Origin of the sequence: Nocardia sp. NBC_01327, assembly GCF_035958815.1 — a bacterium.
Taxonomy (GTDB): Bacteria; Actinomycetota; Actinomycetes; order Mycobacteriales; family Mycobacteriaceae; genus Nocardia.
The window spans coordinates 2,907,755-2,924,268 of the sequence record NZ_CP108383.1; the positions used below are offsets into that span (position 1 = coordinate 2,907,755).

The 16,514-nt window shown below is 68.6% G+C and carries 5 protein-coding genes; all 5 read right to left on the minus strand.

Translation table 11 applies throughout. The features are described 5' to 3' along the window. Position 1: 1 nt before the first annotated feature. Positions 2-835 (minus strand): ABC transporter permease, encoded by an 834-nt coding sequence (locus OG326_RS12875; RefSeq protein WP_327144861.1) that lies wholly within the window; start codon positions 833-835, stop codon positions 2-4. Then, positions 832-1,839 (minus strand): ATP-binding cassette domain-containing protein, encoded by a 1,008-nt coding sequence (locus tag OG326_RS12880; RefSeq protein WP_327144862.1) that lies wholly within the window; start codon positions 1,837-1,839, stop codon positions 832-834. Before OG326_RS12880 ends, OG326_RS12875 begins: the two co-directional genes overlap by 4 nt. Continuing rightward, positions 1,836-14,987 carry a non-ribosomal peptide synthetase gene (locus OG326_RS12885; RefSeq protein ID WP_327144863.1) on the minus strand — a complete coding sequence of 4,384 codons (13,152 nt, stop codon included), beginning with the start codon at positions 14,985-14,987 and terminating at the stop codon, positions 1,836-1,838. Before OG326_RS12885 ends, OG326_RS12880 begins: the two co-directional genes overlap by 4 nt. Before the next feature lie 33 nt (positions 14,988-15,020). Then, positions 15,021-15,416, minus strand: a complete 396-nt coding sequence (locus OG326_RS12890) for an AMP-binding protein (RefSeq protein WP_327144864.1) — start codon at positions 15,414-15,416, stop codon at positions 15,021-15,023. A gap of 154 nt (positions 15,417-15,570) precedes the next feature. Beyond that, positions 15,571-16,431 (minus strand): helix-turn-helix domain-containing protein, encoded by an 861-nt coding sequence (locus tag OG326_RS12895; RefSeq protein ID WP_327144865.1) that lies wholly within the window; start codon positions 16,429-16,431, stop codon positions 15,571-15,573. Positions 16,432-16,514 lie beyond the last annotated feature (83 nt).

A 16,514-nucleotide genomic window follows, 5' to 3' on the forward strand; every position in this document is an offset into this window, starting at 1 on the left:
GTCACGACCTCTTCATATTCAGCCGGACGGTGCAGATGAGTGAGAATACGATGATCGCGGCCGCCCACAGCAGCGGTGGTGTCATGAGCGACCAGGTCACCTCACCGGCATTCCCGCGGGTGTCACCGCCGAGCGCACGCAGCCCGTAGGCGAATTGCGAAGCGGGCTGATTGCGCACGAAAGCCTGTACCCAGTGCGGGAATTGGCTCGCCGGTGCGAGCCCGGTGGAGAGCATGCCCAGGATCAGCGGCGGCAGCACCAGCATCTGGGTGGTGGCCTCCGGGCTCTTGGTCACGGTGCCGATCACATCCGCGCCGATACTGAAGGCGATGCCGATGAGCATGGCGAACAGCAGGAAGCCGAGGGTGTGCGAGGCGGGTCCGTGGAAGCGGAAGCCGATCACGTACACACTCACCACCGCCGAGGCCAGCCCGACGAGCATGCGAAAGAGGTTGGCCGCCATACGCGCCGCGGTGGGGATGAGCGGATGCATGGGCATGGCGTCGAAGCGCCGATCCAGTCCGGACACCATATCGGTGGCGGCGCGGAAGGCGGCGGAGATGGCGGTGAACGCGGCCGCCTGCAGCATGACGATGGGTGTCATGAACTGCGCATACGAGCTGAATCCCGTTCCCGCGAAGGACATTACGCGATTGAGCGGAATGTAGAAGCTGATGGTGAAGGTGATCGGCGCGAGCACCGCGGTAATGATCTCACCGGTGGTGATCGCGGGCACGATGAGCCGGATGGTGAGCACCCACCACTGCCGCAGTGTGGCCGGGGTGGCCCGGGCGCTGGTGAGCCAGACCGCGGGTGCGGCCGTCCCGGCGGTCACGACTGCGCCTCTTCCGCGACGACCAGTTCGGCCGGATGGCCGGTGAGCTGCAGGAAGACCTCGTCGAGCGAGGGCCGCCGCAGCGCGATATCCACCAATTCCATTCCGGCACTGTCGAGTCGGCGCAGCGCCTCGGCGAGTGTCTTCGCGCCCTCCGGTGCGGGAATCGCCAGTCGATCCGAATCTCCGGTCAGGGCGACCCGGGTCGAATCGGGGATCAGATCGCCGAGGGCTCCGGCGATGGCGGGCAGATCCTCCATGCGCAGCGGCACGATCTCGCAGTAGCTGCCGCCGGTCCGCGCCTTGAGCTCATCGGGCGTGCCGCTGGCGATGACCACCCCGTGGTCGATGACGATGATCCGATCGCAGAGGGCGTCGGCCTCCTCCAGGTACTGCGTGGTGAGCAGCGTGGTGATGCCGTGCTTGCGGAAGCCGCCGACCAGATCCCAGACCCCTTGGCGGCTACGGGGATCGAGCCCGGTGGTGGGTTCGTCGAAGAATACGACCTCCGGCCGCACGACCAGTCCGCACGCGATGTCGATGCGCCGCCGCATACCGCCGGAGTAGGTGCCGACCCGGCGCTTCGCGGCGGCGGTGAGATCGAATTCGTCGATGAGTTCATCGGCGCGGGCGCGGGCGGCGCGCTTGCGCAGTCCCATGAGCCGCCCGAACATGACGAGGTTCTCGTATCCGCTCAAAGCATCGTCGAGCGCGGCGAATTGGCCGGTCAGCATGATGCTGCGGCGCACCTCGGCGGCCTCGGCGACCACATCGTGCCCCGCGACCGAGGCGCGCCCGGCATCGGGTGCGATGAGCGTGGAGAGAATATTGACGGTGGTGGTCTTCCCGGCGCCATTGGGTCCGAGAATGCCGAGTACCTCACCGGGCGCGGCGTGGAAGGTGATGCCGCGCAAGGCCTGTACCGCGCCGAAGGATTTCTCGACGCCTTCGACGATGACGCCGTCACCGGCTTCCGATGGCACCGCGCTGCTGTTTGTGGTCATGGTGTCCCTCCGAGGTTTTCGTCGAGGATGCGGGCGATCGCCGCGAGCGCATGGGGTGCGGTCAGTTCCTCGTGAGCGACTTCGATGTCGTGATTGGTGATGTCTCCGGTGATCCACGGTCGCCAGCCGGCGGGCCCGAAGATCTCCGAGGTGTCGACGGTGGCGCTGAAATACAGTGCGTCGCCGTGGAATACCGGCCGCTGATACCCGGTGCGGGTGCGGGCGGAGGCGTTGTAGGAGGCGGCCATGCGCTCGAGGGTGGCGGCGTCGATCAGCGAGATGCCGCCCATGCGCTCGCGAATGAGTTCGGCGGCCTCGTCGGCGGTGGCCTCCGCCGGCACGTCCTCGATGCCGAAGACCCGGCCGAAACTGGCCACGAAGGAACCGGCGGTGAGCCTTTCGATGCTGTCACCGTCGATATCGGTGCTGTCCGCGTCGAGCAGCGTCAGAATGCCGATCCGAGCCCCTGCTTCCTGGAGTTTTGTGGCGACGGCATGTGCGATGAGACCGCCGAAGGACCAGCCGAGCAGATGGTACGGGCCCTCCGGTTGCAGACGCCGGATTTCCTGCACGTAGCGCTCGGCGAAGTCGTCGATGCTGTCCGCGTGCGGTGCGCCGGACAGATCAGGGGCCTGCAGACCGTAGACAGGACGGCCGGGGCGCAGGGCGTCGGCCAGTCCGAGGTAGGTCCACGCCATGCCGGAGGACGGGTGGATGCAGAAGAGCGCGGGTTCGTCGCCGCCGAGCCGAATGGGCAGCACCACGTCCAGGCCCAGCCCCGGCGGTGAATCCTGTTGTGCGGCAGTGAGTGCGGCGCGCGCCTGTGCGGCCACATACCGCGATTCCGCCTCGGCGGCCGTGCCGGCCGCCGGGGTATCGGCGAACCAGGCCGCGGCGGTGAGTGTTTCGATCCACAGCCAGGCCAGGGCCGCGACCTTCGATCGTGGCACCAGCTTTTCGGGATAGCTGAAACTCGCCTGCAACCGGTCCCCGGCGACCACGGCATTGATCTCGATCTCGGCGGTGACCGGCACATCCGGGTTCTCCGTCGCGTGCAGATCCCCGAACTCGTCGGTGGGCAGCCAGCCGAGTCCCTCCAGCCCGGCCGGAATGTCGGCGGCGGCATAGCGACCTAGATAGTTGAAGCCGATGCGCCCCGGCAAGTGCTCCGGCAGCGCCCGCGCGGTCTCCTGATCGAGATAGCGCAGCAGGCTGAAGCCGATGCCCTTGTCCGGCACGGCGAGCAGCTGATGCTTGACCGCGCGAATCGCCTCGCCCATGGCGGGACCGCCCTGCAGCGCGTCGTCGATATCGATGCCCGGCAGCCGCAGTTCCACGGGATAGAGGCTGGTGAACCAGCCGATGGTGCGCGAGAGATCCGCGCCGGGCACGATCTCCTGCTGCCGCCCGTGGCCCTCCATGCGGATCAGCACCGAATCGTCATCGCTGCGAATGCGCCAGTGCCGCACCGCGAGGGCGAGGGTGGCCAGCAGCGCGTCCTCGACACTGCCGCCGAACAGGGCGGGCAGGGTGGTGAGCAGGGCGGTGGTGACCTCGGCGGGCGCTTCGACGTCGACGGCGCGCACGGTGCCGAGGAGGTCGATCGCGGGATCGAGTTCGCGGCGGCCGATCGGGGGATCGGGGGTGGTGGCGACCTCGCGCCAGTAGTCGAGTTCGGCGGTGCGGGTGGCGCTGTGGGCCTCCTCCCGCAGCGCGTGCGCCCAGCGGCGCATGGACGTGCCGATCTCCGGCAGCACGGGGGCCGCGCCGCCGGAGATCTGGGCCCAGGAGGCGATCAGATCCGGTATCAGGATGCGCCAGGACACACCATCTATTACGAGATGGTGGGCCACCAGGATCAATCGTCCGGAGCGACCGGTCGGTCCCGCCGGATCGAGCCATACCAGCTGCAGCATGACCCCGGCCGCCGGATCGAGCCGCTGCAGCGCCGAATCGAGTTCGGTCGCGGCGTACTCGCGCAGCTCACTGGTACCGGCGGCATCGAATTCCACCCGGTGCAGCAGTGCATCGACATCGACGGCCCCGGGTTCCCGGGTCCGCAGCCGCCACTCACCGTCCGCAGCACTGAGCTGGGCACGCAACATATCGTGGTGATCGACCACCGCGCCGACCGTGGCGACCAGCTGTTCACGTGTGATCCTCGCCGGCATCTCCAGTACGGCGGTCTGTGCGAACCGGCCGAAGTCACCGCCGCGCTCGATCATCCAGCGCATGATCGGCGTGAGCGGCATATCGCCGACACCCCCGCCCGGCAGCTCCTCGAGGACGACGGCCTCGCCCGCCGCATCGGCCAGTGCGGCCAGCGCGGCGACGGTGCGGTGCTCGAAGATCTGCAGCGGTGTGAGCTCCAGTCCGTGCAGTCGCGCCCGCGAGACCAGCTGGATGGCCAGAATGCTGTCCCCGCCGAGCGCGAAGAACGAATCGTGCACGCCGACCCGTTCGCGCCCGAGCAATTCCGCCACCAGCGCGACCAGCGTGGATTCGGTACCGGTGGTCGGCGCCCGGTATTCGGTCTCGGCCTCGAATACCGGCTGCGGCAAGGCTTTCCGATCGAGTTTGCCGACGGCATTGAGGGGGATGGCATCGAGCACCACGAAGGCCGACGGCACCATATAGCCGGGCAGCCGATCGGCGGCATGCGCGCGCACGGCGGCGATATCGAGCTCCGCATCGTGCGCGGGCAGCAGATAGGCGGCCAGTGCTGTGGCCCCGCCCGGTCCCGGAACCCCCAGCGTCACAGCGAATTCGACGTGGTCGGCGCGGGTCAGCACCGCGTCGATCTCACCGAGTTCGATGCGCTGGCCGCGCACCTTGACCTGGAAGTCGGTGCGGCCCAGATATTCCAGCCGGGGCGCGGTGAGCGCACCGATCCAGCGCACCAGATCGCCGGTGCGGTACATGCGTTCGCCCGGCTCGCCGTACGGGTCGGCGACAAAGCGGCCCGAGGTCAGGCCCGGGCGCGCATGGTAGCCGCGAGCCAGTGCGGGCCCCGCCAGGTAGAGCTCACCGGCCACACCCAGGGGTACCGGCCGCAGCCGTTCGTCGAGCACCACGGCGGCCGCACCGCGGATCGGGCGGCCGATGGTGACCTGCCGATCCGCCCGCAGCACATCCGAAGTTGTTGCCCAGATGGTGAATTCGGTCGGACCGTAGAGGTTCACCAGCATCCGGTCCGCCGCCCAGCGGGCGACAAGATCGGGTCCGATCGCCTCACCGGCGACGGCGAGCACGCGCACGCTCGGCACCGCGGCCGGATCCATGGTCGCCAGTGCGGAGGGTGTGATCACCAGGTGGGTGACCTGCTGTGTGGCAATGAGTTCCGCCAGCGCGTCACCACCGAACACCTCCGGCGGCGCGACCACGGCGGTACCGCCGGCGCCGAACGCCATGAGCGCCTCGAAGGCCGAGGCGTCGAAACTCGGTGAGGCGACCTGCAATACCCGTGACTTCGCATTGAGCCCGAGCATGTGGTGCTGGGCCCGCACCAGATCGGCGATCCCGCGATGCGAGACCGACACGCCCTTGGGCGTTCCGGTCGATCCGGAGGTGTAGATCAGCCAGGCGGGGTGATCCGGGTGTATCTCGCGATAGGTCTCTTCCCACGGCGCTTTCGCTCGTCCCGGAGTCGCGGGCTGATCCAGCTGCACCCAGCGAATGGTGTCGGGCAGCAGCGGCCGGTGCACGCTGGTGGTCAGTCCGAGCACCGCACCGGAGTCGGACAGCATGTGATCGATGCGATCGAGCGGATGGCGCGGGTCGATGGGCAGGAAGGCCGCACCGGTCCTGGCGATGGCCAGCAGTGCGATGAGCAGCTCCGCGCTGCGCGAAAGCGCCAGGGCCACCACGGTTTCCACATCGGCCCCGGCGGCCGTGAGCTGTTCTGCCAGCCGGTCGGCGGCGGCCTCGAGCTCGCCGTAGGTGGTGGTCCGCCCGTCGGCCACAATGGCCGGGCGATCGGGGTGGAAGGCCGAGGCGGTCGTGAGGATCTCGGCGAGCGTGCCGGTGCCGCCGGTGCGCGGCCCGCGCAGCGGCACCAGTGCGGCCCGTTCGGCCGTGGCCAGCAGATCGATATCGGAGATCCGGATATCGGGATCGGCGGTGATGGCGGTCAGCAGCTGCTCCCATCTCGCCACCAGCTGCGCGGCGGTGGCCGCCTCGAACATATCGGTGGCGTAGGTGAGGGTTCCGTCCAAACCGCCCGGTGCCGCACCGGGATTCGGGTCGCGCAGATCGAAGGTCAGATCGAACTGGGAGGTGTCCCGGTCGAACGGTTCCACCGTCACCCGCAGTCCCGGGAATTCCAGGGCGGGGGTGCTGAAGTTCTGCAGGGACAGCGAGACCTGGAAGAGCGGATGGTGTGCCGTGGAGCGCGGCGGATCCAGCACCTGCACCAGGCGTTCGAAGGGCACCTCGGCGTTCGCGAAGGCGTCCAGGTCCGAAGTCCGTACGGTGGACAGGAATTCGCGGAAGCCGCGTCCGGTGTCGACCGGTGTGCGCAGGGCGAGCGTATTGACGAACATGCCGACCAGATCGTCCAGTGCGGCCTCGCCGCGCCCCGCCACGGCGGTGCCGATGAGGACGTCCGGCGTGCCCGCGAGCCGTGAGAGCAGCACCGCCAGCGCGGCATGCACCACGATGAACAGGCTGGATTCGGTCTCGGCAGCCAAAGCCGTGAGGGCACTGTGCAATTCGGGACGGAGGGTGAAGGCCAGATCGGCGCTGCGCATGCTCTGCACCGCCGGTCGCGGCCGATCCGCGGGCAACTCCAGGGCGTCCGGCGTCGCGGCCAGCCGCTCCGACCAGTACCGGATCTGCTGTGCGGCAGCGGAGTCCGGGTCCTGCTCGTCGCCGAGCAGCTCGCGCTGCCAGATCGAGTAGTCCGCGTACTGCACCCGCAGCGGCGGCAGCGCGTGGTCCGCCCCGCTACTGCGCGCCAGGTACGCGGCCATGAGGTCGGTGGCCAGCGGCGCCATGGAGGTGCCGTCCGCGCTGACGTGGTGCACCACCAGCACCACCACATGTGTCTCGGACTCCGGCGTGATCCGGAAGAATCCGATGCGCAGCGGCGATTCCCGGGTCAGATCGAATCCGGCGCCGGTGACCGCCGCGATCCGATCGGCCAGTGCCGCACCGTCTTCGGTCTCGACGACGCGCAGTTCGGGCGCGGCCGACTCCGCGCCGACCACCACCTGCCGTGGTCCGTCGGCATCGGCCGGATAGATGGTGCGCAGCGTCTCGTGCCGGGTCACCACATCGATGACGGCCTGCCGCAGCGCCGGTACATCCAGTGCACCCGTGAGCCGCAGCGCGACGGAGATATTGTAGGCCGCCGACTCCGGATCCAACCGGTTCATCACCCACATGCGCTGTTGCGCAGGGGAGAGCGGAATCCGATCGGGCCGGATGCGGGCCGCCAGCACGGGCCGTCCCGTGCCGTCCCCGGCGGGCACCACCCGCGTCGAGAGCTGGGCGACGGTCGGTGCGTCGAACAGATCACGCAGCGCAATGGTCGCGCCCAGTGCGGAATTCACCCGCGCCACCACCCGGGTCGCGCTGAGCGAATTGCCGCCGAGTTCGAAGAAGGATCGATCGATACTGACCTTCTCCACTCCGAGCACCTCCGCGAACACCTCGGCGACCGCGGTCTCCACGGCGGTGCGCGGCGCCAGATACCGCTCCAGCAGACTCGCGAAATCCGGTGCGGGCAGGGCATTCCGGTCGAGTTTGCCGACCGGGGTGAGCGGCACCTCATCGAGTTCGATGAGGTAGCTCGGCACCATATATCCCGGCAGGGCCGCGGCGACGCGGGTGCGCAGCAGTTCGGTATCCAGATCGTGCTCGCCGAGTCCGACCACATAGGAGACCAGTACGGTCTGCCCGCCGGGCCCGGGGCAGCCGATGGTGGCGGCGTATTCGACCTCGTCGTCGGCGCTCAGCACCGCGTCGATCTCACCGAGTTCGATCCGCAGCCCGCGAATCTTGACCTGGAAGTCGCTGCGCCCCTGGTATTCCAGCTCGAGCCGGGTCTGCGCGCCGTGTTCGGTCTCTACCCACCGCACCATATCTCCGGTGCGGTACATGCGCGCTCCGGGAGGTCCGTACGGATTGGTCACGAAACGTGTTGCGGTGAGCGCGAATCGGTTGAAGTATCCGCGCGCGAGCGCCGGCCCGGTCAGATACAGCTCCCCGGTCGTGCCCACCGGCACCGGTCGCAGCCAGGTGTCGAGCACCATGGCCGCGGCCCCGCGAATGGGCGTGCCGATGGTGATGGACTCCCCGCTCCGGAGTTCGCCGGGCCCGGTGGCCCAAATGCTGAATTCCGTTGGCCCGTAGAGGTTCACCATGCGCCGGCCCGGCGCCCAGGCCGCCACCAGCTCCGGTCCGGCCGCCTCGCCCGCCACCGTCAGATTCCGCAGATCGCTCAGTCCGGCCGGATTCATCGTGGCCAGCACCGACGGTGTGATGACCGCATGGGTCACCCGCTCGGTCCGCAGCAGCTCTTCGAGTTCGGGGCCGCCGTACACATCCGGCGGCGAGATGACCAGCCGCCCGCCCATGCCGTGCGCCATGAGCATTTCGTGCACCGAGGCGTCGAAGCTGGGGGAGGCCACCTGCAGCGTGCTGCACTCTTCGTTCAGATCGAGGAAGGTCTCCTGCGAGGACACCAGATTGGCCAGACCGCGATGGCTGAGCAGGACGGCCTTGGGTTTACCGGTGGAGCCGGAGGTGTAGATGAGATAGGCGATCTGGTCCAGATCGATGGGCCCGCCGCGCTCCGCATCGGTGATGGGCGCGTCCGAAACCGTCATGACCCGGCGAATGGTGTTGAGATCGTCCAGCAGCAGCCAGTCGATACTGCCCGGCAGTGTTTCACCGACCGAGCACACCGTCACCCCGATCGGTGCGCGCGAATCGGTGAGAATGTGCTCGATGCGCTCCACCGGATAGTTGGGATCCAGCGGCAGGAACGCCGCCCCGGTCTTGGCCAGCGCCCATACCGCGACCACCGATTCCACCGAGCGGGTCAGCGCCAGCACCACGAAGACCTCGCGGCCGACACCGCGGCGCAGCAGCATGCGGGCGAAGCGATTGGACCAGGCGTCGAGATCGCGGTAGGTCATGGTGAGGGTGCCGGAGCTGAGGGCGATCCCGTCCGGCGCGACTCGCGCTCCGGCGCCGAGGATTTCGGCCAGCGTGCGCATGGGCACCGGTCCGGCGCCGCGCACCGGAAGCAGGGCCCGCCGCTCGGCGGGATCGCAGTGCTGCAATTGCGCCACCCGCAGTCCGGGCCGGTCCGCGATCTGCCCGAGCAATTGCGCGAAGCGCTCCAGCAGTCGCCGCGCCTGCGCCTCGGGCAGCTGAGCGGTCATGAACTTCACGGTGAGCTGCAGACTTTCGGCGCCGTCCGGTGCGCGCTGCGGAATCACCATGAGATTGAGCGGATAGGGCGTGGCATCGGTACCGGAGACGTCCAGGATGCGCATACCGGCGATATCGAGCGCCTGGGACAGGGTCTCACGATCGATCGGGTAGGACTCGAAAACGGTGAGGGTGTCGAAGAGTTCGGACAATCCGATCGCCTGATGAATGGCGGCCAGCCCGACATGCTGATGGTCGAGCAGCCGGGTCTGCTCCGATTGCACCCGGGCCAGCAGTTCGGCCACCCGTTCGGCGGGATCTAAGCGCACGCGCACCGGCAGGGTATTGATGAAGAGCCCGACCATCTCCTCGATACCGGCCAGCTGCGGCGGCCGCCCGGACACGGTCCCGCCGAACACCACATCGGTGCGCCCGGTGACCATAGCCAGCAGCAGCGCCCAGGCGGACTGCACCGCCGTGTTCACGGTCGCACCGGCCGCTCGCACGGTCGTCTCCAGCCGTGCCAGCGCCTCCGGACCGAAATCGACTGTCACCATGCCGGATTCGGTACTGGAGATCTCCGCCAGGGACGGGACGGCGCGGGTCGGGGAATCCACGCCCGCGAGGGCCTCGGTCCACGCGGCCAGGGAGGCGGCCTCATCCTGCTCGCCCAGCCAGGCCAGGAATTCGCGGTACGAATGCGCGGGCGCGGCGGTGAGTTCGTGCCCGGTGACCGCGGCGAGGTATCCGGCCAGCAGCTCGCGCACCACCAATGGCGTGGACCAGCCGTCCAGCACCAGATGGTGATTGGTCATGAGCAGCGTGTACGCCTCGGCATCGGTGCGAATCAGGCTCAGCCGCAGCAGCGGCGGGCGCGCGAGATCGAACCTGGTGCCGGCATCGACGGCGATCAGGCGCGTCAACTCGCGCTGTCGCTCGTCGGCGTCCTCGATATCGGTGAGATCGACTTGCTGCCAGGGTATTTCGGCGGCACCGACCACCAGCTGGCGCGGTCCCGCCGCCGTTTCGGCGAAGGCCACCCGCAGCACCTCGTGCCGATCGAGAATGCTCTGCGCCGCATTCCGCAGCCGCACCGCGTCCACCCGGCCCGCCAGCGACAGCTGGGTCTGCACCGTATAGCCGTCGGCGGTATCGGTGTCGTACCGGGCATGGAACAGCAGCCCGTACTGCAGCGGCGACAGCGGCCACACATCGGTGAGCTGCGGATAGTCGCGCTCCCACACCTCGAGGTGCGGCTGCGTCACGGTGACGAGCGGGAAGTCCGACGGGGTGTGCCCGCCCGCGCCGGCCCGGCGGGCATGGGTGGTGAGCGCGGTCAATGCCGCCGCCCACAGTGCGGCGAAGTCGCGGACCTGAGTTTCGGTGACCAGTCGCGCGGCGTAGGCCCAGGTGATTTCCAATCCGGCGTCGGTGTGGAAGGCATTGATATCGACGGCCGCCGCGAGGGGTGCGTGATCGTCGTGGGTCGCCGCGAAACGGCGTGGCAGCCACGGTGTTCCGCCGCCCTCCTCGGTGCTGCCCGCCCCGGTGCGCCCCAGATAGTTGAAGCTGAGCTGCGGAACGGGCGCGGCCGCCAGCTCGGCGGCCGTCTCGGGATTCAGATAGCGCAGCATGCCGTATCCGACGCCCTTGTCGGGGATGGCTCGCAGCTGCTCTTTGACGGCCTTGAGCGCTGCTCCGGCGGCGGGACCGCCACGGAACGCCTCGTCGAGATCGATCCCGCCGAGATCCAGTGCGACCGGATACACGCTGGTGAACCAGCCGACGGTGCGGGAGATATCGGCTCCGGGCAGAATCGATTCCTCGCGGCCGTGGCCCTCGAGTGTGAGCAGGGTGCGGTGGCTCCTGCGCCATCTGCCCACCGCGAGGGCGAGAGCGGTGAGCAGTGCGTCATCGGCGCCGCAGTGGAAGCGCTCGGGAATGAGTTCCAGTGCCGCCGAGGTTATTTCGGCATCGATGGTGGTGCGCAGCTGCTCCATGGTGGCGGCGGTGTCGTGCGCGGGATCCAGTGCCCGCGCACCCAGCGCCGGATCGGGTGTCGCCAGAATCTCCTGCCACAGCGGCAATTCCGATACCCGCTCGGCGGCCTGCTCCTGCTGCGCGTGCGCCCAGCGCCGGAAGGAGGTGCCGATCGGCGCCAGTATGCCGCCGGAGCAGGCGGTCACCAAGTCGGGCAGCAGAATTCGCCAGGACACGCCATCGGTGACCAGATGATGCAGCACGATCCACAGCAGCGGATCGCGGTCCTCCCGCTCGAGGAGCACGAACCGGGCCACCACCCCGGCGGACGGATCGAGCAGATCCGCGGCGCGCTGCAATTCGACTTCCCCATCGCTATCGGCGGGTGCGCGAACCACCTCGATGAGCGCACCGGCCTCCACCGAACCGGGCTTGTCCACGAGCCATTCCCATTCGGACCCGGCCTGCTGGGTCAGCGTGCTGCGCAAGAGATCATGCCGGTCGAGCAGGGCCTGCACGGCCGCTCGCAGCTGGGACCGGTCGATATCGCGCGGCAGTCCGAGGAGCACCGCCTGGGCGAAGCGCGGCCAGCTGTCACCCTGATCGAGCATGGCGGCCACGATCGGAGTCAGCGGCACCCGGCCGATACCGCCTCCGGGCAGCTCCTGCACGACCGGCGCGGTCGCGTCCGTGGCCGCTCTGGCGAGCGCGGCAACCGTCTTGTGCTCGAAGACATCTCGCGCCCGCAGCCCCAATCCGGCGGCCTTGGCGCGCGCCACCAGCTGAATGGCGACAATGCTGTCGCCGCCGAGGGCGAAGAAATTATCGTCCGCGCCGATGGCGTCGGTACCGAGCACCTCGGCGAAAATCGCTGCGAGCGTGCGCTCCCGCTCGCCCTCGGGTGCGCGGCCGGTGCGGGTGCGCGCGCCGAATTCCGGCTGCGGCAGCGCCCGCCGATCCACCTTGCCGGCCGGGGTGAGCGGCAGCGTGTCCAGGACCATGACCACCGACGGCACCATATGCGACGGGAGCTGCTGGGCCACAGTCGCTTTCACCGCCTCCGCATCGACGATCGCCTCCGGTGCGGGCAGCACGTACGACACCAGCGCGATGGCTCCGCCCGGTGTGGTCGCGCCCACCGTGATGGCGGTCGCCACTCCGGCGTGCTGCGCGACCGCGGCATCCACCTCGCCCAGTTCGATACGGAACCCGCGCACCTTCACCTGGGTATCGCCGCGCCCCGCGAACTCGAGCTCGAAGCGCCCGCTTCGCCGCCGCCACCGCACCAGATCTCCGGTGCGATACATGCGCTCACCGGCGACGAAGGGATTCGCAACGAACCGCTCGGCGGTGAATCGGATGCGCTGGTGGTAACCGCGCGCCAATCCGGCGCCGCTCAAATACAACTCACCCGTGACTCCGGGCGGCACCGGCCGCAGCCAGGGGTCGAGGACAACCGCGCCGACCCCGCGGGCGGGTGCGCCGATGGTGATCGGTTCACCCGGTGTCAGCGGCGCGCTGAGCGTCGCGGTCACGGTGGTCTCGGTCGGTCCGTAGCCATTGAGCACCGCGCGCCCGGCCCAGCGCGCGGGCAGCTCCGGCGGGCAGGAATCGCCGCCGACGACCAGGGTCCGCAATCGCGGCAGCGTCGCCACCTCGAGTGAACCCGCCACGGCCGGAGTCACATTCAAATGTGTGACCTCCAGCGCGCGCAGTACGCGCGCCAACTCCTCACCGGCGTAGGCTGCGGGCGGCACCACCGCCACGGTCGCTCCCACCGCGAAGGCGACCAGCAGCTCCTCCACCGAAATATCGAAACTCGGCGAAACGGCATGTGCCATCACCGCATCCGAGCGCACGCCGAAGGCGGTGCCGGAACCGGTCACCAGATTCGACAGTCCGCGGTGCGTCACCCCGACGCCCTTGGGCAGTCCGGTGGAACCGGAGGTGTAGATGAGATAGGCGAGCTGGTCGATCCGCACCGGTGCGAGCCGGTCGGCATCGGTGACCGGACCGGAATCGACTGCGGCGAGCGCCGTTTCGGCGGCGTCGTCATCGATGACCAGCCATTGCACCCGGTCCGGCAGGGCTCCGCGGGCCGCGGCCACCGTCACTCCGGCCACCACCCGGCTGTCGGTGATCATGTGCTCGATGCGATCGGTGGGATATCCGGGATCGATGGGTACGAAGGCCGCACCGGTCCGCGCCACCGCGCACATGGCCAGCACCGACTCCGCCGAACGCGGGATCGAGATGGCCACGGCCCGTTCGGGTCCCGCCCCCGCGGCGATGAGCACTCGGGCCAGCCGATTGCTGTACTCGCTGACCTCCCGGTAGGTGAAGGCGGTCCCGTCGGCTCGCATGGCGATCGCGGACGGATCGACCTGCGCTCCGGCGTCGAGAATATGGGGCAGGGTGTGCGCCCGGGTACCGATCCGGCCCTGCGCGGGCACCAAGTCCCGGCGTTCCGCCGCGGACAGCGCGGTGACCCCGGCCAGCGGCGTGCTCTGCCCGCCCGCCAGGAATCGGTGCAGGAACTCCAGGAACCGCGCGTGCAGCGTGGCCAGTTCGGTGGCGTCGTAGCGATTCGGATTGGCCTGGAAGTCGATATGGGTCTGCTCCCCGCCGGTGCCGGGATAGACATTGACGAACAGATCGTCGATGAGGCCCGATGTCAGCACATGCAGCTGCCCGGTCACCCCGCCCAGCCGGATGCGGGTATCGGCCAGCATGAGATTCACCGTCGGACCGAAGCCGGCGATCTCGTCCATGGCCCAGCCCAGATCGCGGATGATGTCTTCCTGCCGGTACCGCTGCCGCCGCAGTGCGGCCACCAGTTCACCCTGGGTGGCCCGGATCAGCGCGCCCACGGTGGCGCCCGGCTGCGGATGCAGGCGCAGCGGCACCACATTGGCGACCATGCCGCCGGAGCGGCGCAGGGCGGCGGTGGTGCGGCCGGAGACCGGCAGGCTCAGCACGATTTCGCCGCTGCCGGTCATGGCGCCGACAAACGCGGCGAAGGCCGCCACCACCACGGGTGCGGGACTGGTGGACAGTTCGGCGGTGACGGCCTCGAGCGCGGCGGCGGTCTCCGCGGGCAGTGCGCCGCTGAGCAGTCGGGGATGGGCGTCGACCGCTCCCGCACGACCGCCGAGCTGCCGCGGTTCGGCCATACCGTCCAGATGCTGCTTCCAGTACTCCCGATCCGCGCCGAGCTTGTCCGAATTCCGGTAGGCGACATCGGCTTCCACTATGTGCTGCAGTGGTTCGGCCTTGCCCTCGGGTACTTCCCGCCCGGCGGCGATGGCGTTGTAGAGCTCGGAGGTGCGCTGCAGCATGGTGAGTGCGCCGACGCCGTCGAGCAGGATGTGATGCAGCCGCGAGTACCAGAACCAGCGCTCTTCGGCCAGCCGCAGCATGGCCACGGTGCACAGCCGGTCCCGGGTGAGGTCCAGCGGTGCGGTGTATTCCGCCCGCATCCACGCCTGCGCGGCGGCGTCCGGATCGGGCGCATCGCTCAGATCGACGGTGAGAATGCGATCGTCGAGGGTGGTATCGACGAGTTGCCATGGCAGTTCGTCGATTTCGATGAGACGCAGATAGCCGGTGCCGAACTCCCGCCCCGCCTGCCGGGCCACCCGGCCGAGCAGGTCCACATCGACCGGGCCGATGAACTCGACGTACTGGGCGATGGAGATGGGGGTGTCACGGGCCAGCTGCTGGGCGAACCAGATGCCACGTTGTGCAGCGGACAGAGCGAAGGCTGAGGTGGCAGAGCTGGAAGCCATGAAACATCCTGCGGGCTGGGGAGATTCGGCAGATCAGGCGGCGGCCGGAAGTGCCGGATGGAGCTCCGCGGCGGTGAGGGGCGCGTCGGAACCGGTCAGGTACTGCACCAGCGTGGAGCGATCGTCGAGCACCAGCCAGCGGCCGGTATCGATAGTGTGCTCCATGCCGGCCTTGGTGGTGATGCCGAAATCGGCCCGCGAGGCGGTGGTTTCGGTGGTGCGGGTCGCCGGGGTGGCGCCGGTCTTGATGATGGCCAGCCGGGCCACGATCGACTCCAGCTGCGGGGTGTGCACGATGGCGACGTGATCGCCGGGGCGGACGCCGCGGCGCACGAGCATACGAGCCAGGCGATTGCTCCAGCTGTCCAGTTCGGCCTGGGTCAGTTCGGAATCGGTGGTGGTGGCGGGCGATTCGACCGGCTTGCACATCGGTAATCATCCTCTCGGAGCTGCGGCTGCGTGGTGCTGTTGGCTATGTATCCAACTGTCGCCGCATTCGGCCGCCCCCGACAGCAACCTCAGTGCTGTCGATCACCGCTCCGAGGGGGGTGAGGTGTACACCCTGGGGTGGGTGGTGGCGCGGTTACTCCAGGTCACGCATGGTGTCGGAGATCATGTCGATGGAATCGCGCGGGCTCAGGGCCATGGCCCGCAGCTGATCGAACATGACACCGTAGCGGCGGACCTCGGGATGCCCCTCGATCAGTTCGTCGCTCGCGATGCCCTCCACGTACACCAGCTCCGGATCGGCGGGATCCGGAAAGTCCAGCAGCGTAAAGGATCCGAGCATGCCGGGGTGCGCGCCGGCGTCGAAGGGGAGGATCTGCAGGATCACATTCCGCTTCTCGGTGTGGTAGCGCAGCCGCTCGAACTGCTCCCGCATCACCTCCTTGCCGCCCACCAGTCGCCGGATGACGGCCTCGTCCAGCACCACCCACAGCTCCAGCGGATCATCCTTGGTGAGCACCCAGGATCGTTCCTCGCGCGCTCGAATGCGTTGCTCCACCACCTGATCGGAGATCTTGGGCATGGTGGTCTGGTAGACGGCGGTGGCGTAGGCGGCGGTCTGCAGCAGGCCGGGGACGTACGAGGCCTGGAAGAACCGCGCCGAGAGCGCCTCGGCCTCGAAATTGATGTACGCGCCGTAGACCTCGGACACCGCGTCCTCGAAGGACCTGGCCATACCGGGCTTGAGCGCGTCCACCAGCAACTGCAAGGCATCTGAACGCTGGGGCTCGGGAATCTCGTAGAGCTCCAGCATGGCCGTCAGGGTGCGGCGCTGTGGCCTGGCCTGTGCGGTCTCGATGCGGTACAGGGTGGTGACGTTGATACCGGTTTTGGCGCTGACCACCTCTTTGCTGAGTCCGGCTGTTTCACGCATCTCGTGAAGCATCGCCGCGAGTCTGCGCAAACGGACAGTAAGCACAGTTCGCTTGCCCGCCATGACAACCCTTTCGTCTTGCGCACTAGCAAGAACGCACTGTTGCGTTCTTGCATTTGTAAGAGCATGATTCGGCTAGCCTATTC